Below are 20,462 nucleotides of genomic sequence, written 5' to 3'. Positions count from 1 at the left end.
AGTGGTCCATCACCGGCTATTGTTGAATCCATGTGTGGAATTGTTGGATACGCAGGACAGCCAGTCTCCGTGACACAGCGCAACGCGGTGGACGTGTTGACGACCGGCCTGAAACGACTTGAATACCGTGGCTATGATTCCGCGGGTATTGCGGTCATTGCCACGGAGGAACCAAGCCACGTGGAAATGCGCAAAAAAGAAGGCAAACTCCAGAACCTTCTGGACAACATCGCCGAGCACCCTGTGCCCGAAGCGCAGGTCGGTATCGGACACACCCGCTGGGCAACTCACGGTGTGCCCTCGGACGAAAACGCTCACCCCCACCTGGCCGATCAGGGCCGACTCGCTCTGATCCACAACGGGATCGTGGAAAACTTTGCGGCCCTGAAAGATGAGCTGGTGGCCGATGGCTACAGTTTCATCTCTGAAACCGACACCGAAGTGGCCGCGGTGTTGATGGGCCACCTCTACCGCACCGAGGCGCACCAGGACCTCACCGAGGCCATGCGGCTGACCGTCAACCGGCTCGAAGGGGCCTTCACGCTACTGGCTGTGCACGCCGAGCATCCGGATCACGTGGTGGCCTCGCGTCGCAACTCGCCGTTGGTGGTTGGTCTGGGCGATGACGCCAACTACCTGGGCTCTGACGTTGCCGGCTTCATCGATGAGACCCGCAACGCCATTGAACTGGATCAAGACCAGATCGTAACCATCAGCGCCGATTCAGTGGAGATCATTTCCTTCGAGGGCCAGCCGGCCGAAGGCAAACCCTTCACCGTTGACTGGGACGTCTCGGCTGCTGAAAAGGGTGGCTACGAGACCTTCATGGAAAAGGAAATCCACGAACAGCCCACCGCAGTGGCGGATACGCTGTTGGGACGTCACGATGCGAGCGGTCGGCTGACCCTGGACGAACTGCGCATTGATGAAGAAGAACTCAAGGCCATCTCCAAAATTGTGATCTTGGCCGCCGGAACCTCCGCGTACGCAGGAATGGTGGCTAAATACGCCATTGAACGCTGGGTACGGATCCCGGTGGAAGTCGAGCTCTCGCACGAATTCCGCTATCGTGATCCGATCATCGATCCCTCCACCCTGGTGGTGTCGATCTCTCAGTCCGGTGAAACCATGGATACGCTCATGGCGGTCCGTTATGCCTCCGAGCAGGGCGCGCGCACCGTCTCGATTTGTAATACCAACGGAGCGACCATTCCGCGCGAGTCGGACGCGGTGCTCTATACTCATGCGGGCCCGGAAATCGCGGTGGCCTCCACCAAGGCCTTCTTGGCCCAGATCACCGCAGCATACCTGCTGGGGCTCTACCTGGCTCAGTTACAGAAGCAACTTTTCAGCCAGCAGATCAAGGATATTTTGGCCGAACTGGCCGAAATCCCGGCAAAGATTCACAAGGTGCTGGAAAACGCTGCGGCGGTCAAAGACTTGGCGCAACAGATGCAGCAGAACAACTCGGTGTTGTTCTTGGGTCGCAACGTGGGCTACCCGGTGGCTCTCGAGGGTGCCTTGAAACTCAAAGAGCTGGCCTATATCCATGCTGAAGGTTTTGCCGCCGGTGAGCTCAAGCATGGCCCCATCGCGTTGATCGATCAGGGCCAACCGGTGTTTGTGGTGGTGCCCTCTCCGCGGGACCGACACTCATTGCACGCCAAAGTGGTCTCCAACATTCAGGAAGTTCGCGCTCGCGGTGCAGCCACCGTGGTCGTGGCAGCCGAAGGAGACGAGAAGGTCAAGGAATTCGCCGAGCAGGTCTTCTACGTGCCGGAGACCATGCCGCTACTGATGCCACTGTTGACCGTGGTGCCGTTGCAGATCTTCGCCATGGAACTCTCAGCTGCCAAGGGCTATGACGTGGACCAGCCACGCAACCTTGCCAAAGCGGTCACCGTGGAATAACGCTCCTCTGGGGTGCCAGCAGACAGTAACACCAGGACGAACAACAGGGAACGGTAGACTGAGCACATGATCATCGGTATCGGGATAGACATGGTGGATATCAACCGCTTTGCGGGGCAACTTCGCAAAGCCCCGAAACTTAAGGAACGGTTGTTCACCCCGCCCGAACGTGAGCTCAATCTGCAATCCCTGGCCGCCCGCTTTGCCGCCAAAGAAGCCGTTGCCAAAGCGTTGGCCGCCCCGGGTGGCATGAACTGGCAACACTGCACCATCGGCGCCGAAGCATCCGGGCAACCCTACGTGGTGGTGACCGGAACGATCGCCGATATTGCTGAAGCGAAGGGCGTGCGTCGCTGGCACCTGTCCCTGTCTCACGACGGTGGCTGGGCGGCAGCCATGGTGGTCGCTGAAGGCTAAGGTCTCTCGTGAAAAAGCTCTACTTTGGAACCAGTGTCCGAAAGGCCGAGGCGCCCCTAATTGCCCGTGGCGCCTCGGCGCTTTTAATGCGCCGTGCGGCCTGGGGACTCGCGCACCACGTACTGGCCTACCTGGCGGAGACTGCTCACGGTGCGGTTTATGGGAGCCGGGTTGTGGGGCTGATCGGCAAAGGAAAGAACGGTGCTGACACCCTCTGGGCGCTGTCGATGCTGGCCGAGCGTGGGGTCTCGGTCGAGGCCATTGCGGTGCTCGGCAATCCGGAGCAGAACGCGCAGGACGCGGTGAGCGCGTTCCACCGAGCAGGGGGCCGGTTCGTCACCGCCTTGGGCCAGCGCACCGACGTGGTGATCGATGGGGTCTTGGGCACTGGCGCTTCCGGTCCTTTTTCGATGAGCGCCGTGCTGGCCCAGAGAGGTATCGATCGACCCCGTCCGGAGACCACAGTTATCGCCTGTGACATCCCCTCCGGGATCAACGCCGATACCGGACAGCTGGACGGAGACACGCTGACCGCTACCGCCACGGTCACTTTTGGGGCCACCAAAACTGGACTGTTGCTCTCGGCAGGGCACCAGCACGCCGGTCGTGTGCACACTGTTGATATCGGGTTGCAGGAGCACCTATCCTACCAACCCACGGTGTGGTGCCCGGACCCCCACGACGTCACAACGTGTTTTCCACCCCCACGGGCTACCGACTACAAATATTCCCGCGGTGTCGTTGGAATCATTGCCGGATCCGAAGCCTATCCGGGCGCGTCCCTGCTGTGTAGCCGAGCTGTGGCCAGTTGCGGAATCGGCATGGTAAACCTGATCGCCGACCCAGAAACCGTGCCGAGCCTACGACCGCTCGTACTCGGCGATCGCCCGGAAACCGTGGTCACCGCCGCACCGGTGCCCCAGGTCACCAGCCTGGTGATCGGCCCCGGGCTCGACGACACCTCAACCAGCCGGCAACGGCTCGACGAGGGGCTCGACCATGCTGTGGAACACGACCTACCGGTGGTCATTGATGCCACCGGATTAGACCTGGTGGACCAGGGGTGGCTCGACCGACTCCGTCTCGGAGGCACCAGCTCGCGGACCGCACCCACCGTGCTGACCCCGCACCTCGGGGAAATGTCGCGACTGAGCCAGAGATTCGTGGGCACTGAGGCAGTTCCGGCAACGATCGGTGGAGACAAAGACGCGCTGGCCTGGGCCACCGCGTTGGCGCAGGCAACCGGTTGCTACGTGGTGCTGAAAGCCGCCGATACCGTCGTGGCCACCCCATCGGGTCAGCGAGGACTCCACCCGGCCCAAAGCGCCGACCTCGCCACAGCCGGCACCGGCGACACCTTGGCGGGGCTGATCGCTGTCAGTTTGGCCACGGCGTGGACACGCACGAACTCGCCTGTCACCGAACACCAGGTGCTGCACCATGTGCTGGCTGCCATCCACCTCCACGGGGCCGCGGCCGTGAGCGCACGCCACGCCGGACCAGTCTCCGCCTCGGACCTAGCCCCGGCCGTTCGAGCCGTACTCGCCTCACGAGGCTAAATCCCACACATTCGGTACCGTCGCCGTAGCGGTGGTGGAATAATGGAGTCGTTATGTCTTCTGCTGAGTTCATCCCAGAGGCCCCAGACGGGCACCGGATCGCCGTGATCAATCACGCCAACCTCGCCCACAATATTCGCGTCATCAAAGACTGGGTCGCCCCGGCCCAATTGATGGCCGTCGTCAAAGCTGACGCCTACGGTCACGGGCTGATCCCCGTTGCCCGCACGGTACTCGAGGCCGGTGCCAGCTGGCTGGGCGTGGTCCTGGTCGAAGAAGCACTCCAGCTACGGGCCGCTGGCATTACCTCCCCCACCCTGGCCTGGTTGCACGCACCCGGCACGGACTTCGCCCAGGCGGTGGAACACAATATCGATTTGGGCGTCTCCGGCTGGGAGCTACCCCATATCGCCTCGGTGGCCGAACAGATGGGCACCCCCGCGAAAATTCACCTGAAAATCGACACGGGGCTGGGTCGCAACGGTTGCGTTCCCGAACAGTGGGAAGACCTGGTCAAAACCGCCGCACGGTACCAACAACAAGGACTCATCCGCACCGTCGGGGTGTTTTCCCACCTGGCGGTAGCCGATGAACCCGAACGAGAAGAAGACGTGGACGAACAGCTCCGTGTCTTCCACTGGGCCGTTGAGCGGGCCCGCACCCATGGGCTGACCATCGACCTGCGCAATATCGCCAACTCTCCGGCTATCCTGTCCCGCCCCGACACCCACCTGGATCTGGTGCGCGCCGGAGTCGCGATCTACGGGCTCAGCCCCTTCGCCGACCGCTGCGCCGAAGACCTCGGACTACGCCCGGTGATGTCCTTACGCACCCGCGTGGCCAACAATAAACCGGTGCCGAAAGGCCAAGGGGTCTCCTACGGGTACCTCTATCACACCAGCGCGCCAACCCGGCTGGCCTTGATCCCCCTGGGCTATGCCGACGGCATCCCGCGGATCGCTCGGGAAGCCCCGGTGTGGATCGACGGGACAATCTACCGCAGTTGCGGGCGCGTGGCCATGGATCAATTCGTCGTGGACTTGCATATCAGCCCCGAAGACACCGTTACTGCACCCGTCGGTGCTGAGGTGGAACTCTTCGGGGAACGCTCGGGCCTTTCCGCGGCCCACTGGGCACAGTCTGCCGGAACGATCAACTACGAGATCGTCAGCCGCATTTCCCAGCGGGTACCCCGGCAACACATCTACCCCCACGTATCGGAGGGCATCGATGGCTGAGAGCACCAAGTCCCAGGACTCCTTGGTCATCACCGTGGCTAATCGAACCGGAACCACCGCGGTAGCCCATCATCTGGCCACGCACTTGCGTGGCGGTGACGGGCTGGTGCTCACCGGAGACCTCGGTGCCGGCAAAACCACCTTCACCCAGGCCCTGGCTACCGGGCTGAAGATCACCGACCCGGTGAAATCCCCGACGTTCGTCATCGCCCACCACCACCGCAACCAGCACCCCGGACTGCCAGATTTGGTCCATGTGGATGCCTACCGGATCTCGGGCGCCGACGAGCTCGCCAGCCTCGACCTCGACACCGATCTCGAGCAGTCCGTAACCGTCATCGAATGGGGCCGTGGCCTCGCAGAGGCCCTGTTCGCCACTACCGGCTGGCTCGAACTAGACTTTCAGCGCTGTGGGACCCCGGATCCCACTGCACCGATGGTGACCGACTTTTCCGAGGCAGACGACCACGACGAATCTCGCCGGATCGTTGTCTGCGACCACCACAGCCGTTTTCACCTTGCCGAGCTGATTCCTGATCACCCAGCCGTCGTCTTCGAGGAATCGACTGGCCCCGACCAACCCTAAGGTGGGATACTCCCGTATGTACTATCTCGCTGTTGATTGCGCTGCCGGAGCCTCGGTAGCGATCGTCACCGGGCACGACACCATCGCCACCCGGCACACCGAGGACACACGGAGCCACTCCGAAGTTTTGGCTGGCTATGTGGCGGAAGTGCTCGAGGAAGCCAGCCTGGGGGTCCAGGACCTTCAGGCGGTCTTCGCTGGGGTGGGCCCCGGCCCCTTCACCGGACTGCGCGTCGGTGTGCTCACCGCCGCCACCCTGGCTGATAGCTGGGGCATTCCCTGCTATGGGGTGATGAGCTTGGATGCGCTCGCCGAACAGGCTGTGGCACCACTGTGGCGTGAGGGGTACGAAGAACTGGTGGTCGCCACCGATGCCCGCCGACACGAGGTGTACTGGGCCCACTACGAGCTGATCGGGGGACAATCCCAGCGCCTGCACGGCCCCTTTGTCACCTCCGCCGAAGACGTCACCCGGTTGCCGGTTGTCGGCGCCGGAGCCGGGCTGTACCCTGACGCTCTGCACGCCGTGCCCGGATGGGACCGGGCTCAGCCGCTGGCAGAATTCCTGGGGCACTACGGCATCCGGGCACTCCGCCGTGGCCGTGGGCTCGAAGCGGTTACACCGATGTACCTGCGCGGTCACGACGCCCACATCCCGGCCGCAATGCGCCACGGGTGATCCCGATGACTATTGCCTACCGACTGCGTCAGATGACAGCCGAGGACATCCCCGCCGTGCATGCGCTGGAACGAGAACTGTTCCCTCTGGATGCCTGGCCGGCTTCCTTCTTCCACGACGAACTGGCCGCCACCACCCCACCGGAGCAAGGCGGGACCCGAGCCTATCGGGTTGCGGTCACCACCGGCGAACCAACAGAGCAGGTCGTCGGTTACGCGGGGTTGATGTGTGTGCTACCCCTGGCCGATATCCAAACTATCGCGGTAGCAGAATCCGTTCGTCGCCAGGGTATCGGGACCGCCCTGATGCAGTGGATGCTTGACGAATCCCAGCAATGTGGCGCCACCGACCTGCTCTTAGAGGTACGTGCCGATAACCCCGGCGCTCAACAGCTCTACCAACAGTTGGGATTTGAGCACATTTCAACCCGCCCGCACTACTACCCGCCCGGAGTCGATGCCTTGGTGATGCGTAAAATACTGCCCAACACCCCGACCCACGACGACCCGAAAGCGCGTTCATGACCTTCCCGACACATCCTGTGACCATGCCGACCGAACGGGCACCGCTGGTGCTCGGCATCGAATCCTCGTGTGATGAAACCGGTGTGGGCATTGTGCGCGGTCGAGAATTGCTGGCCCACCAGGTGGCCTCCTCGATGGACGAACACGTTGCCTTCGGCGGGGTGATCCCCGAGATCGCCGCCCGTGCCCACGTCACCGAATTCCTGCCCGTCTTCCATGCGGCCCTCGAGGAAGCCCAGGTGAGCCCCGAGGACGTGGACGCCATCGCAGTCACCGCCGGACCCGGACTTGCCGGAGCGTTGATGGTCGGTGTCGCCGGGGCTAAAGCGCTGGCGGTGGCTTATCGTAAGCCACTATATGGAATCAACCATCTGGTGGCCCACATCGGGGTCGGCTTTCTCCATCAAGCCCACACCGACGACGTGCCAGCACGCCACAGTCGTTTCGGCTCCGAGGACTCGGAGGCCCTGGGAGCGTTACTGGTCTCCGGTGGTCACACCGAAATTCTGCAGGTCACCTCCTTGGCCCACAACGTCGAGCTGCTGGGTAGTACCATCGACGACGCCGCCGGTGAGGCCTACGATAAGGTCTCCCGGCTACTAGGCACCGGATACCCCGGTGGGCCAGTCATCGACCGACTTGCTGCAGAAGGCGATCCCACCGCGTTTCGGTTCCCACGTGGCTTGACCGCCCCTAAATTCGTCGGTAGCGCCGAAGAGCCTGGCCCGCACCGCTACGATTGGTCCTTCTCCGGACTAAAAACCGCGGTTTCTCGGGCTGTGGAGCAGTTCCGCGCTCGCGGAGACCAGGTGCCGGTGGCCGATATCGCCGCCTCTTTTCAGGAAGCCGTCGTAGACGTGATCACCTCGAAAGCGGTCCTGGCTTGTCAAGAGCACGGCATCGACCACGTGCTTCTGGGCGGGGGAGTAGCCGCCAATTCGCGATTGCGCGACCTCTTGGCCCAGCGGTGCGAGCAAGCCGGTATCTCGCTGACCATCCCGCCGGTTGGGCTCTGCACCGATAACGGCGCCATGGTGGCAGCCCTGGGTGCGCATCTCGTCTCGGCCGGGGTGGCTCCCTCCGGTCTGGACTTCTCCGCCAACCCGAGCCAACCAGTCGACCAGATTAGCGTCTAACCCCAGTTGAGCAGTGAATGCTCGGTGCGACCGGCCGCATCCAACACCACGTGGGCTAGATCCGCAACATCCGGGGCGCGCCCCGGGTCTCCTCGCTGAGCAATCTGGCGTTGTTGCGCCGCCGGGCCCCCGGATCGAATCAAATCCTCCACCCAGCCTAGCTGCGTGTGACAACCCAGCCGATGGGCAACAGGCTCCAACCGGTTGATGGTCTCCATGAGGTGTTCGGTGACCAGCTGTTCATCCCCGGCGGCATTGATAATCACGATCGCATCCAGCCCGTACCGGGCAGCCCGCCATTTATTCTCCTGAACAAACCAGGGTGCCATAATCTCCACCGGGGCGTACCGGTCTGACTCAGGGGTGATCACTTCAGCCACCAAACACTGGGTCAACGCTGCCAACGCACCGATCTCTTTCAGCGTCGAGACCCCGTCGCAGATCCGCATTTCCACGGTGCCCAAACGGGGCACCGGGCGAACGTCCCACCGGCACTCGGTGACATCGTCGACCATCCCGATTTTGATCAGATCGCTGACCACCGACTCGAACCCGGACCACTGCTCAAACTGGAAAGGAAGTCCTGAGGTTGGTAGCTGTTGGAAAATCAAGGTCCGTTGGGAGACATATCCGGTATCTTGAGATTCCCAATACGGGCTGGAGGCTGACAATGCCAATAAGTGTGGGTAGTAGTTAATCAGCTGGTTGATCGCCGGCATCGCCGCATCAGTACTCGGTAACCCAACATGCACATGGACCCCGTAGATCACCATCTGCTGGCCCCACCACTGGGTGCGGTCTAGCATCCGCTGATAACGCTGCTGAGGAGCCACCGTTTCCTGTCGTGGCGACGCGAAGGGGTGAGTGCCCTGCGAATACAACAGCAGGTTCTCGGCCTGAGCGTGCTTGAGAGCTTCTCGCCCAGCGGCAGCCAGCTGGTCTAATCCCTGGTCAACGGTACGGCACACACCAGTGATGAGCTCAATGGTGTTGAGCATAAACTCACCGGAGACCAAATAGGGTCGTTGCTCAGAGGGTGCCACCACCCGGTCAACGATCCGATCGCTCAGAGGTTGTAGTACTCCGGTCTGGCGATCAACCAGCCCCAACTCCCACTCAATTCCCAGTGTTGCGGGTTCAGACGGTGCGAAGGGTAGATGCATCAGCGGTACTTGAGCCTTTCCCGAGCGGTAACAATACCGATGATTTTAGCCAGTGCATCAGCCGGTATCCCAGTTGTGGCCTGGTGCGACATGCCGGGCTGACATCGTTCGACATATTCTGCCCACCAACCACGCTCGGTAGCTCCATGTCATTCCCTCCACAGCCACCCGGCGAGAGTGTTTTATGCCACACGACAGGTGCGGACGAAAAGAAAGCCTGCGGTTTTTCTGGCGAAATGGCTCGATGGCGCTGAGATAACGATGAGTGAATGGCGAATATCTGGCAGGTAACGGTGGACGAATTGGCAATGCTCTAGTAGCGTAAATGAAGTTAGGTAAGCCCAGCCTTTTGAAAGGGTCCCACCCTGAGGCTTGCGAACACTCACCAAATACTCAATTGGAGTTCAAGAATGCAGAATAAGACTCGCACTCGTCTGGGCGTCATGGCCTTCGTGACCGCCGCAACCCTGGGATTAACCGCCTGTGGTGGCACCGAGTCGGCCAACGATAACGGTGGCAATTCGGAACAGGACGGTAGTGCTACTGCTACCGAGGTCACCGACATGGGTGGCAACACGGTGGAGTTGCCCGAAAACCCTGAATCCATTGTGGCCACTGATAACCGGATCTTTGGGACCCTGGCTGACTGGGATATTGAGCTCTCGGCAGCACCGGTGGATCTGATGCCCGATACCGAGACCCTGAAGCCCTACCGCGAGAACGAGGACATCCTCAATATCGGAAACCACCGTGAACCGGACTTCGAACAGGTCACCGCTGCCGCACCGGATCTGATTTTGAACGGTCAACGTTTCGATCAGCACACTGAAGCCATGCAGGAAGCTGCTCCCGATGCAACCATGGTGGACACCAACATTGTCTCCTCCCCCGTTGACCGCGAAGGTCAGGAACAAGAAGGCTTCCGTGACGTCGCTGACCAGTATCGGGAGCTGACCACTTTGCTGGGCGAGATCTTCGGGCGTGAGCAGGACGCCGAGCAGATTGTCGATGACTTCGACGTGGCCATCGACAATGCACAAGCCGCCTACGATGAGGACTGGACCGTAGCCGGGCTGATCACCTCCGGTGGGGACATCAACTACTCAGCTCCGACCACCGGTCGGGCCGTGGGCCCGGTCTATGACATCATCGGGCTGACTCCAGCTCTGGACCAAGACGGTTCCGCTAACCACCAAGGTGACGACATTTCCGTGGAAACCATCGCCCAAGCCAACCCCGACTGGCTGATTGTTCTGGACCGCGACGCAGGTACCAGCGCCCGTGACGAAGAGGGGTATTCCTCGGCTGAAGAACTCATTGAAGAGTCCGAAGCCTTGGCTGACGTCACCGCGGTGAAAGAAGATCAGGTCATCTACATGAGCCCTGATTTCTACACTGCCGAAGACATTCAGCACTATACCGAGCTGTTCAACCAGATGTCTGAGGCCTTTGAAGACGCTGGTGGGGCTGAAAACTAATCCCGACCTGGCCGAGCAGGTGGCCTGTCCCGTCGCACCGATGGGGCAGGCCATTTCGTGGCCGAAGTGAGGAGACATGTCAGAGACGATCTCCCGGAACAGGGCCCCGTCCCGTTCCGAGACATCTACACCACCAACCAGTGGCCCCACAGCTCACCGGTCAATCTGGCACACCATGTGGCCCTTAGCCCTCGGCGTTCTGGTCACCCTCGGGCTGGTGATCGCATCATTGTTCATCGGCGTCTACGACCTGAGCCAAGAGGGTGGACGGCAGATGTTTTTCATTACCCGGCTGCCACGCACCCTGGCACTGATCCTGGCCGGTGCCGCCATGTCGGTGGCCGGACTGGTCATGCAACTGATGACTCAAAACCGGTTCGTTGAGCCCTCCACCACCGGAACCATTGAGTGGGCCGGTCTGGGGTTGATGCTCACCTGGCTGCTACTACCCGAACCGACCCTGATGATGCGTATGGTCGGAGCGATCCTCTTTGCCTTTATCGGTACCATCGTCTTCTTCCTCTTCCTGCGGCGCGTGGCGCTGAAATCATCACTCATTGTGCCCATCGTTGGCATCATGCTCGGTGCTGTGGTGGGATCCTTCTCCACCTTCATCGCGTTGCAATACGACATGTTGCAGAACCTGGGCATCTGGTTTGCCGGATCCTTCACCTCGATCGTGCGAGGACGCTACGAGCTACTGTGGATTGTCGCGATCGTATTGGTGCTGATCTTTCTGACAGCCGACCGCTTCACCGTGGCCGGACTCGGTGAAGAAGTTGCCACCAACGTCGGTTTGAACTACCGGCTGGTGCTCTTTACCGGTATTGCTCTGGTGGCCGTGACCACTGGTGTGGTCACCGTGATCGTCGGAGCGTTACCGTTTTTGGGCCTGATCGTGCCCAATATCGTCTCGTTGTTCCGTGGAGATAACCTGCGCTCAAACCTGCCGTGGGTGTGTCTGGTCGGCATCTGTGTGGTGACCGTCTGCGACATCATTGGTCGCACCATCATCATGCCGTTCGAGATTCCTGTCTCGATGATCCTGGGTGTCCTGGGAGCGACCGTGTTCGTCTACCTGCTGGTCAGGAGGCGCACGCGTGTTTAAAACTCCGCAGGCCCCGCAACGACATCGGGCGAAAACCGGGTCCTTTGTCACCGCACGGCACCGCAAGCGTTACTTCATCCTGGTGGCCTCACTGATCGTGTTATCCCTGCTGACGACGATGGGAATGCTCACCTACGGTATTCCGGTCCCGTTCGGGCACAAGGGGTTCTGGCTGATTGTCGAATCGCGGTTGTCGACCATCGTGGTGATGATGCTGGTCGCCACCTGCCACGCGATGGCCACCGTCTCCTTCCAGACAGCCACCGCCAACCGGATCGTGACCCCCTCGATCCTGGGGTTCGAATCCCTCTATGTGGCGATCCAAACCGCCTTAGTGTTTTTCTTCGGTATCGCCGGTGCAGCGATCGGCCGGGGCCTGGTGCCCTTTATCCTCCAAATGGTGCTGATGGTCGGACTCGCCTCACTGCTCTACGGCTGGCTACTCTCCGGCCGATTTTCCAACGTGCACATCATGCTGCTGGTTGGTGTCGTGATCGGTGGCGGGCTGAGCTCCCTGTCGGCCTTTATGCAACGGATGCTGGACCCCAATGAATTCGATGTGCTCTCGGCACGCACCTTCGGCAATCTCGCCAACGCCAACACCGACTTCTTACCGGTCGTCATCCCACTTGTCATCGTCGTCGCGTTTCTGCTCTTACGCCGAGCCAACCGGCTCAACGTCCTCAGCCTCGGCAAACCGGTGGCTGAAAACCTGGGGCTGGTCCACCGACACGAGGTGATGAAAACCCTGCTGCTGGTCTCGATCCTGATGGCGGTGACCACCTCGTTGGGGGGGCCGATGACCTTCCTGGGGTTCTTGATCGCCGCGATGGCCTATAGCTTCACCGACACCTACGATCACAAGCGCATCTTCCCGGTGGCCATATTGCTCGGCTATGTGGTGTTAACCGGAGCGTACTTCGTGTTGCGCAATATCTTTTATGCTCAAGGGGCGGTGACCGTGATCATTGAAATGATCGGTGGCTTGGTGTTCCTGGTCGTGATCATGAGAAAGGGGCGACTGTGATTCAGATCAGCAATATCGCCAAAAAATACTCAGAAGACGCTGAGATCGGCCCCATCGACTTAGCAATCCCAGCCGGGCAAGTCACCGCGTTGGTAGGCCCCAATGGTGCCGGTAAGTCCACGCTATTGACCATGATCGGACGGCTTCAGCAACCTGATACCGGCTGGATTACCGTCGCCGGTCAGGACGTGCACAAGGTGCCCTCGGCTCAAATCGCCACAACGCTGGCCATCCTGCGTCAGGAGAATCATTTCATCACCCGTCTTACCGTCCGCCAACTCGTCGGTTTTGGTCGTTACCCTCACTCGAAAGGGCGACTCACCGTCGACGACGAACGCGCCATCAATGAGGCGTTGGAATTTCTCAATCTGGTCACCCTCCAGGACCGGTACCTCGATGAGCTGTCGGGCGGTCAGCGCCAACGCGCCTATGTGGCGATGGTGATGGCCCAAGAAACCGACTACCTCTTACTCGATGAGCCGCTGAACAACCTGGATATGTCCCACTCGGTGCACATGATGCACCAACTGCGCCGAGCCTGCGATGCCCTGGGTCGCACCGTGGTGATCGTGCTCCACGACATCAACTTTGCCGGCCGGTACGCCGATCATATTGTCGCGATGAAAAACGGCCAGATTTCTCATGCCGGCCCCACCGCAGAGATTATGCAACCCGAGGTACTCACCGAGATTTTCGGCACCACGGTCCGTATTATCGACGATCACGACGGCCCGGTGGCGGTCTACTTCTAGGACCAGTTTTCGGCGGGGTGCGGTCAGGACTGCTCGGCCGGTTCGACGACGAGCGCCACTCGAGAGTTACCGATCCGGGTCAGGACAAAGGTCGCCTGATGGCCACCGGCCTTGGTTTTCTTGCGAGTTTTCGCCGTACCTGCCATCAGCATCCGACGAAGCTGCTCAGGGGTGACGTCCACTCCACGCTTTTTAATATCAAGGCGAGAGATCCCGTGTTCGGCGATCCAGGCCCTGAGCTTTTTCAGATGATAGGGCAGAACCTCCACAACCCGATAAGCGGTCGCAAAGTCGCTGTCGACCAGGTGATCGGAACAGAAATAAGCGATGTGCTGATCGAGCAACCAGCTGGGAGAGTCTTGCGCGGTGGCCCCAAACTCCCGAGCCATCAACTCGCGGATCAGCCCCGAACGGATCACCGCGCCATCGGGTTCGTAGAGATAGCCACCCACACTGGGAGTAGGACGGACCTCTACCTTGGGATCGTCACCGAACTCCCGATCCGAGGTGAACTCAGCACTACCGTGGGCGGTCGTCACCAAGGCGGCTCGGCGCACCCGGGGACGGGCAAGATCATTGAACCACAGGGCTACCTCCACTACCGACCCGTGATCCGAGACCCACTGGGCCTCGGCGGTGGTGGGAATGGAGTCATGGGCGAGACCGGGACCGAGCTTGACCCCGACGGCGTGTCCGGCATCGGCGAGCCGTTCGACAAAGGACAAGGGGGGAGAGAAAGACTCCGGATCGAAAATCCGGTGGGCGGATTCGGCGGTGGAGACTTCACGTCGGGCCGGGTCCAACCACAGCCCGGCTCCCGAAAGCTGCTCGGCATGATCGGCGACCCAGGTCTCGACCTCGGCGGCGATCACCTCAGCGTGCGGGAACGGCGTCAAATTCAAGGTGGCCACCGCCGCGGTGATGTCGTCGACCTCCACCGCGGTGACCTGCAAATCGATCGCCGCAAAAGCCATGGCATCGCCGCCGATCCCACATCCGAGATCAATCACGTGCTGGATGCCGTGGGCCTGAAAACGGCGGGCATGGTGGGCCGCCACGCCCAGGCGGGTGGCCTGCTGTAACCCATCAGTGGTGAAGAACATGTGCTGGGCGAACTCGCCGAACTTTGCGTGGGCTTTTTCGCGCAACTTCAGCTGGGTGAGCACTGCGGCAGCGAGCGTGGAGTCCACGCCGTCCCGGCGCAGTTGCGTCGCTAACTGCAGGGGATCTTCACGGTGATAACTCGTCTCGGTGGTGAGCTTATCGAGCAGAGCGCGACCGGCCGGAGAGAGCAGTTGCGCCCAGGTTTCGGCGTTTTCAGCAGTGGGTTGGTGTGTTGGCACGATGTTCACGTTACCGCCTGCTCCTCTCTGAGCAGAACAGGCTGGCACTCATCTTGACCGAGTGCTAATCACAGAATAGAGTCGAGTTAGCACTCGAACAGTGAAGGTGCTAAATGCCAGACGCCATCCGGCACCCGCGACGACGGTTGGCTCGCCCGGCGCAAAAACCTTGATTCAGTTCACGAAAAACGTGACAAAGAACTACAGGAGAGTTTGATTATGGCAGTTTCCATCAAGCCCCTTGAGGACCGCATTGTCGTCCAGCCGCTGGAAGCCGAGCAGACCACCGCTTCCGGTTTGGTCATTCCCGATACCGCACAGGAGAAGCCACAGGAAGGCACCGTCGTGGCCGTTGGTCCCGGTCGTATCACCGATAGTGGCGAGCGCGTCTCCGTCGACGTCAACGAAGGCGACGTCGTGCTGTTCTCCAAGTTCGGTGGCACTGAGGTTAAGTACAACGGCGAAGAGTACCTGGTGCTCTCCGCACGTGACGTGCTGGCTGTTGTCACCAAGTAAGTCTGCTCAGTCGCTGATCATTCACTGACAGAACAGATTGAGTGAAAAGACTGTCCTGAAATAACCGGAAGGAGAACAGATGGCCAAGAAGCTACTGTTCAATGACGATGCTCGCCGTGCACTGCAGGCCGGTATCGATCGTCTGGCCGACACTGTGAAGGTCACTTTGGGGCCCAAGGGTCGCAACGTCGTGCTCGACAAGGCATTCGGCGCCCCGAACATTACTAACGATGGTGTCTCGATCGCTCGCGAAGTCGAGCTGGAAGACTCCTACGAAAACATGGGCGCCCAGCTGGCTAAAGAAGTTGCCACCAAAACTCAAGACATCGCTGGTGACGGTACCACCACCGCCACTGTGCTGGCTCAGGCTCTCGTCAATGAGGGTATGCGCTTGGTGGCTGCCGGCGCTGCCCCGAACGAAGTCAAGAAGGGCATCGAGCAGGCCGTGGCTGTTGTGGAACAGCGTCTGCTGGACAACGCCAAGGACGTCACCGACAAGAACCTGGCTCAGGTGGCGGCTATTTCCGCTGGCGACGACGAAGTCGGTGAACTGCTGGCTCGCGCTTTCGATGCAGTGGGCACTGACGGTGTGATCACCATCGAAGAATCCTCCACCACCTCGACCGATCTGGATATCACCGAAGGTATGCAGTTCGATAAGGGCTACCTCTCGCCCTACATGGTCACCGATACTGACCGTCAGGAAGCGGTACTGGAGAACCCCTATATCCTGATCACCCAGTCCAAGATTTCCAACGTCCAGGAATTCCTGCCCCTGTTGGAGAAGGTCCTCAACGAGAAGAAGCCGTTGATGATCATCGCCGAAGACGTCGACGGTGAGGCACTATCCACCCTGGTGGTCAACAAGATCCGCGGGACACTCAATGCTGTGGCCGTGAAGGCTCCGGGCTTCGGTGATCGTCGCAAGGCCATGTTGCAGGATATCGCGATCCTCACCGGTGGTCAGGTGGTCTCCGAAGATCTCGGTATGAAGCTGGACCAGGTTGGCCTGGAAGTCCTGGGTAGCGCCCGTCGAGTGACTGTGACCAAGGACAACACCACCATCGTGGAAGGTGCTGGCTCCGATGCTGACGTGGAAGCGCGCGTGGCTCAGATCAAGTCCGAAATCGATGCCACCGATTCCGACTGGGATCGCGAGAAGCTCCAGGAACGCTTGGCTAAGCTCGCCGGCGGTGTCGGTGTGATTAAGGTTGGTGCAGCCACTGAGGTCGAGGTCAAGGAGCGTAAGGCTCGGATTGAAGACGCTGTCTCCTCGACCCGTGCCGCCCTGGAAGAAGGCATTGTCGCCGGCGGTGGTACCGCGCTGATCAACGCACTGAAGGCTCTGGATGACAACGCCGAGCTGGACCAGCTCACCGGCGACCGGGCCGCCGGCGTCGGTGTGGTTCGTCGCGCTCTGGTGCAGCCGTTGCGCTGGATTGCTGAGAACGCCGGCGAGGACGGCTACGTCATTATCTCTCAGGTCGCTGAGCTGGAAGCCAACGAGGGCTTTAACGCCAAGACCGGCGAATTCGGCAACCTGTTGGAGCAGGGCATCATCGACCCGGTGAAGGTGACCCGTTCAGCTTTGCAGAACGCAGCCTCCATTGCTGGTCTGGTGCTGACCACTGAAACCCTGGTCGCCGACAAGACCGACGAAGACGAAGACGAGGACTAATCACCGGCGCTGACCGTGCTGATGCGTCCTGACATCTTCAGTGTGGCCCCGCCTGAATTGGCGGGGCCACACGTGTTTTTTCCGGCGTGTCGTGAGTGTGCCCGTCAGAATGGTGATGTGTTGAGCAGTGATTCCCAGATCACGTAAACTGACGGTGATGCCGTTGAGCGCAGGCGGGAGAATCTCATTCGGTGGCAACACCGGAGGAGGTACCGAAGGAGTAACACCCCCAAGAATCTCTCAGGTCACAGAATCGCTTGTGTTAGGCAACTCTGGAAAGTAGCCCTGAGTCACTCAGGTCTCACCGACGGTGCAAAACCGGACCCGGTCCCGACCGAGTGCGGCTAAAACTCTCAGGTCTTGAACAGAGCGGGGACACGACTACCGGTCGTGGGCCACCGACAGCACAATGAGAGGTACTCCGATGAGCTCATTTATCACCCGTCATCTCGGACCCACCGCACAAGATGTCCAGACCATGCTCGACACAGTCGGCTATGCCTCCGTTGAGGATCTAGTCGACGCCGCCGTTCCCGAAGACATTCGGATTACCGAGCCGCTGAACCTGCCCGCCCCGCTCAGCGAAGAACAGGCGCAGGATCGCCTGCGGGAGATGGCCGGTAAAAACCAGGTGAAAACCCAGATGATCGGGCAAGGTTTCTACAACACCTTCACCCCGGCAGTCATTCGTCGCAACGTGGTGGAGAATCCGACCTGGTACACCGCCTACACTCCCTACCAGGCCGAAATCTCCCAAGGCCGGTTGGAAGCATTGTTGAACTTCCAAACCATGGTGATGGACCTGACCGGGTTGGAGTTGGCCAACGCCTCCCTGCTGGATGAAGCTTCCGCCGCCGCCGAAGCGATGCTGATGATGCGCCGTGCCAATCGGAAGAAATCCAAAGGCATCATCCTGGTCGACGAAAACATCTTCCCGCAGACCCTCTCGGTAGTGACCTCTCGGGCTACCATGGTGGACCTGGAGATCGACATTCGTGACCTCTCCAACCCTGACAACGTCACCGACAATCTGCCGGAAGAAGGCCTGTGTGGCATCATCCTGCAGCAACCCGGCAATAACGGTGGGGTCCGTGACCAGTCCGAGGTGATTGCCACCGCCAAAGAAGCCGGCGGATTCGTGACGGTCATCGCTGACTTGCTGGCCTTGACCCTGATTACCCCTCCCGGTGAGCAAGGCGCTGACATTGCGGTGGGTAACACCCAGCGGTTCGGTGTGCCCCTGTTCTACGGTGGTCCGCACGCGGCTTATATGGCGGCTCGTGCCGGGCTGGAGCGTTCCTTGCCGGGCCGTCTGGTGGGTGTTTCCACTGATGACGCCGGAACCCCGGCCTACCGTTTGGCCCTACAAACCCGCGAACAGCACATTCGACGCGACCGGGCGACCTCCAATATCTGCACCGCGCAGGCACTGCTGGCGGTCACTGCCTCCATGTACGCCGTCTACCATGGCCCGGCCGGGTTGCGGAAGATTGCCTCCGAGGTGCATGCCAAGGCCCGCGTGCTCGGCGAGGCCCTTACCTCGGCCGGACTAAACCTGGCCACCACCAGCTATTTTGACACTCTCGTGGTCGACACCGGCTCCGAAGCCCAAGCCGAGCAGGTCATCAGCCAGGCCCTGGACGCCGATATCAACTTGCGCCACGTGGATGCGACCCGCGTGGGTGTGTCCGTGGATGAGACCACCACCATTGCGCACCTGGAAGCGGTTGCCAAGGCTTTTGGCGCCGAGCTTCCGGCCAGCGCTACACGCGAGCTGGACGAAGTTTCCTACGAGATCGCCGATGTGGTGGATTCTTCCCTCGTGCGTACCAGCGACTACCTGACCCACCCGACCTTCAACACCATCCACTCCGAAACACAGATGATGCGCTACCTGCGCAGCTTGGCGGATAAAGACCTGGCGCTGGACCGGACCATGATCCCATTGGGATCGTGCACCATGAAGCTCAACGCCGCTACGGAAATGGAATCTATCACCTGGCCCGAATTTGCCAGCATTCACCCTTACGTTCCGGCCGATCAGGCCGCCGGCTGGCGCGAGCTCATTGCAGAACTGGAAGACTGGCTGGCGGAGATCACCGGATACGCTGCCGTCTCGGTCCAGCCCAACGCTGGCTCGCAGGGTGAATACGCTGGTCTGATGGCGATCCGCAACTACCACATCGCTCAGGGTGATCAACAGCGTCGTCTGTGCTTGATTCCGGCCTCGGCCCACGGCACCAACGCTGCCTCAGCAGTGTTGGCCGGACTGACCGTCAAGGTGGTCAAAACCGCCCCCGATGGCTCGATCGACATGGAAGATCTGGACAGCATCCTGGAGAAGTCCGGGGATCAGGTCGCTGCGATCATGATCACCTACCCCTCCACCCACGGCGTGTATGAAACCCAGGTGCGCGCGGTGTGCGCGAAGATCCACGACGCCGGCGGTCAGGTCTACCTTGACGGCGCCAACCTCAACGCGCTGATGGGGCTGGCCAAGCCCGGCCAATTTGGTGGCGATGTTTCCCACCTGAACCTGCACAAGACCTTTTGTATCCCGCACGGTGGTGGTGGCCCCGGTGTGGGGCCCATCGGGGTGGGGGAGCACCTGGTGGATTTCTTGCCCGGTGACCCGCTGGCAGACGACGGTGCCCACGATCTGACAGCCCGCGGTGGCAATCCCGTGGTGGCCACCATCTTCGGTTCCGCCGGCGTGTTGCCCATCTCCTGGGCCTATATTGCGATGACCGGTGCTGAAGGACTTAAGGCCTCATCGCAGACTGCCATCCTCAACGCCAACTACTTGGCACGTCGGATCCACGAGGACTTTCCGATCCTGTTCACCGGAGACAACAACCTGGTCGCGCACGAATGTATCATCGACGTCCGCGAGCTCACCAAGGACTCCGGGATTACTGTCGAAGACCTGGCTAAGCGCTTGATCGACTTCGGCATCCATGCCCCGACCCAGGCTTTCCCGGTTCCGGGCACACTGATGATCGAGCCGACCGAGTCCGAGTCGCTGGACGAGATCGAGCGTTTTCTGGCGGCGATGCATGCCATGCGTGAAGAGATTCAGGAAGTCATTGACGGCAAGGTGGCCGCCGAGGATTCGGTGCTCCGTCGGGCACCGCACACCCAGGATGCTGTGATCAGCTCCAGCTGGGATCGGGCCTACTCGGTCGAACAAGCCGCCTTCCCGGTTCCCGAGTTGCGTCGTGGTAAGTACTTCGCGCCGGTGGGACGCATCGATGGTGCGGCCGGTGACCGCAACCTGGTGTGTTCCTGCCCGCCCATTGAAGCCTTTGAGGTATCCGGCGACGACCAACAGCAGGGGGAGTAAAGCC

At 60.7% G+C, this 20,462-nt stretch carries 17 protein-coding genes and 1 riboswitch; of the genes, 15 read left to right on the top strand and 2 right to left on the bottom strand.

Annotated elements, in window-relative coordinates:
- Positions 1-30 precede the first annotated feature (30 nt).
- The 8 genes from glmS (at position 31) to tsaD (ending at position 8,050) form a co-directional block, all read left to right on the top strand.
- Complete coding sequence (gene glmS, locus DYI20_RS07675; RefSeq protein ID WP_110097895.1) at positions 31-1,911, top strand: glutamine--fructose-6-phosphate transaminase (isomerizing); 1,881 nt, start codon at positions 31-33, stop codon at positions 1,909-1,911.
- A gap of 66 nt (positions 1,912-1,977) precedes the next feature.
- Entirely contained in the window at positions 1,978-2,328 is a 351-nt protein-coding gene (locus DYI20_RS07670) for a holo-ACP synthase (protein ID WP_110097894.1), read from the top strand.
- 8 nt (positions 2,329-2,336) lie between these two features.
- Entirely contained in the window at positions 2,337-3,887 is a 1,551-nt protein-coding gene (locus DYI20_RS07665) for a bifunctional ADP-dependent NAD(P)H-hydrate dehydratase/NAD(P)H-hydrate epimerase (RefSeq protein WP_110110274.1), read from the top strand.
- Positions 3,888-3,940: 53 nt separating this feature from the next.
- Complete coding sequence (alr, locus tag DYI20_RS07660; protein WP_110100624.1) at positions 3,941-5,125, top strand: alanine racemase; 1,185 nt, start codon at positions 3,941-3,943, stop codon at positions 5,123-5,125.
- Entirely contained in the window at positions 5,118-5,711 is a 594-nt protein-coding gene (tsaE, locus tag DYI20_RS07655) for a tRNA (adenosine(37)-N6)-threonylcarbamoyltransferase complex ATPase subunit type 1 TsaE (protein ID WP_122549243.1), read from the top strand. The genes alr and tsaE overlap by 8 nt, the downstream gene beginning before the upstream one ends.
- 16 nt (positions 5,712-5,727) lie before the next feature.
- A complete protein-coding gene (gene tsaB, locus DYI20_RS07650) occupies positions 5,728-6,390 on the top strand; it encodes a tRNA (adenosine(37)-N6)-threonylcarbamoyltransferase complex dimerization subunit type 1 TsaB (protein WP_122549242.1) in 663 nt (220 codons plus the stop codon).
- A 5-nt stretch (positions 6,391-6,395) separates the two neighbouring features.
- The gene (gene rimI / locus DYI20_RS07645; RefSeq protein ID WP_110123057.1) at positions 6,396-6,914 is read left to right on the top strand and encodes a ribosomal protein S18-alanine N-acetyltransferase; all 519 of its coding nucleotides are present in this window, start codon (positions 6,396-6,398) and stop codon (positions 6,912-6,914) included.
- Between the two features lie 23 nt (positions 6,915-6,937).
- The gene (gene tsaD / locus DYI20_RS07640) at positions 6,938-8,050 is read left to right on the top strand and encodes a tRNA (adenosine(37)-N6)-threonylcarbamoyltransferase complex transferase subunit TsaD (RefSeq protein WP_110100761.1); all 1,113 of its coding nucleotides are present in this window, start codon (positions 6,938-6,940) and stop codon (positions 8,048-8,050) included.
- Here the strand turns inward: tsaD and DYI20_RS07635 are convergent.
- The gene (locus DYI20_RS07635; RefSeq protein ID WP_110100622.1) at positions 8,047-9,213 is read right to left on the bottom strand and encodes a glutamate--cysteine ligase; all 1,167 of its coding nucleotides are present in this window, start codon (positions 9,211-9,213) and stop codon (positions 8,047-8,049) included. The two genes, tsaD and DYI20_RS07635, sit on opposite strands and share 4 nt — an antisense overlap.
- A 410-nt stretch (positions 9,214-9,623) precedes the next feature.
- Between DYI20_RS07635 and DYI20_RS07630 the strand changes: the two genes are divergently transcribed.
- The 4 genes from DYI20_RS07630 (at position 9,624) to DYI20_RS07615 (ending at position 13,578) form a co-directional block, all read left to right on the top strand.
- Complete coding sequence (locus DYI20_RS07630) at positions 9,624-10,691, top strand: siderophore ABC transporter substrate-binding protein (RefSeq protein ID WP_110100621.1); 1,068 nt, start codon at positions 9,624-9,626, stop codon at positions 10,689-10,691.
- A gap of 175 nt (positions 10,692-10,866) precedes the next feature.
- A complete protein-coding gene (locus DYI20_RS07625; RefSeq protein ID WP_110098170.1) occupies positions 10,867-11,799 on the top strand; it encodes an ABC transporter permease in 933 nt (310 codons plus the stop codon).
- The gene (locus DYI20_RS07620) at positions 11,792-12,826 is read left to right on the top strand and encodes an iron chelate uptake ABC transporter family permease subunit (protein WP_122549241.1); all 1,035 of its coding nucleotides are present in this window, start codon (positions 11,792-11,794) and stop codon (positions 12,824-12,826) included. The genes DYI20_RS07625 and DYI20_RS07620 overlap by 8 nt, the downstream gene beginning before the upstream one ends.
- The gene (locus DYI20_RS07615; protein WP_110100619.1) at positions 12,823-13,578 is read left to right on the top strand and encodes an iron ABC transporter ATP-binding protein; all 756 of its coding nucleotides are present in this window, start codon (positions 12,823-12,825) and stop codon (positions 13,576-13,578) included. The genes DYI20_RS07620 and DYI20_RS07615 overlap by 4 nt, the downstream gene beginning before the upstream one ends.
- Before the next feature lie 23 nt (positions 13,579-13,601).
- Here the strand turns inward: DYI20_RS07615 and DYI20_RS07610 are convergent, their stop codons facing one another.
- Entirely contained in the window at positions 13,602-14,930 is a 1,329-nt protein-coding gene (locus DYI20_RS07610) for a THUMP-like domain-containing protein (RefSeq protein WP_110100618.1), read from the bottom strand.
- 210 nt (positions 14,931-15,140) lie between these two features.
- On the opposite strand from DYI20_RS07610, the gene groES reads away from it, so the two are divergent.
- From groES to gcvP, 3 genes are all read left to right on the top strand, one after another.
- On the top strand, positions 15,141-15,437 hold the full coding sequence (gene groES / locus DYI20_RS07605) for a co-chaperone GroES (RefSeq protein WP_110097882.1): 297 nt from the start codon (positions 15,141-15,143) through the stop codon (positions 15,435-15,437).
- Between the two features lie 79 nt (positions 15,438-15,516).
- Positions 15,517-17,115, top strand: coding sequence for a chaperonin GroEL (groL, locus tag DYI20_RS07600; RefSeq protein WP_110100617.1), 1,599 nt, complete (start codon positions 15,517-15,519; stop codon positions 17,113-17,115).
- 164 nt (positions 17,116-17,279) lie between these two features.
- Positions 17,280-17,381: riboswitch (glycine riboswitch) on the top strand.
- Between the two features lie 158 nt (positions 17,382-17,539).
- Positions 17,540-20,458 (top strand): aminomethyl-transferring glycine dehydrogenase, encoded by a 2,919-nt coding sequence (gene gcvP / locus DYI20_RS07595; protein WP_233487890.1) that lies wholly within the window; start codon positions 17,540-17,542, stop codon positions 20,456-20,458.
- Positions 20,459-20,462: the final 4 nt, after the last annotated feature.

This window comes from Auritidibacter ignavus, assembly GCF_003703835.1.
GTDB lineage: Bacteria > Actinomycetota > Actinomycetes > Actinomycetales > Micrococcaceae > Auritidibacter > Auritidibacter ignavus.
Note: the sequence above shows the minus strand (reverse complement) of the source record. Positions and strands in the feature narration are given on the sequence as shown.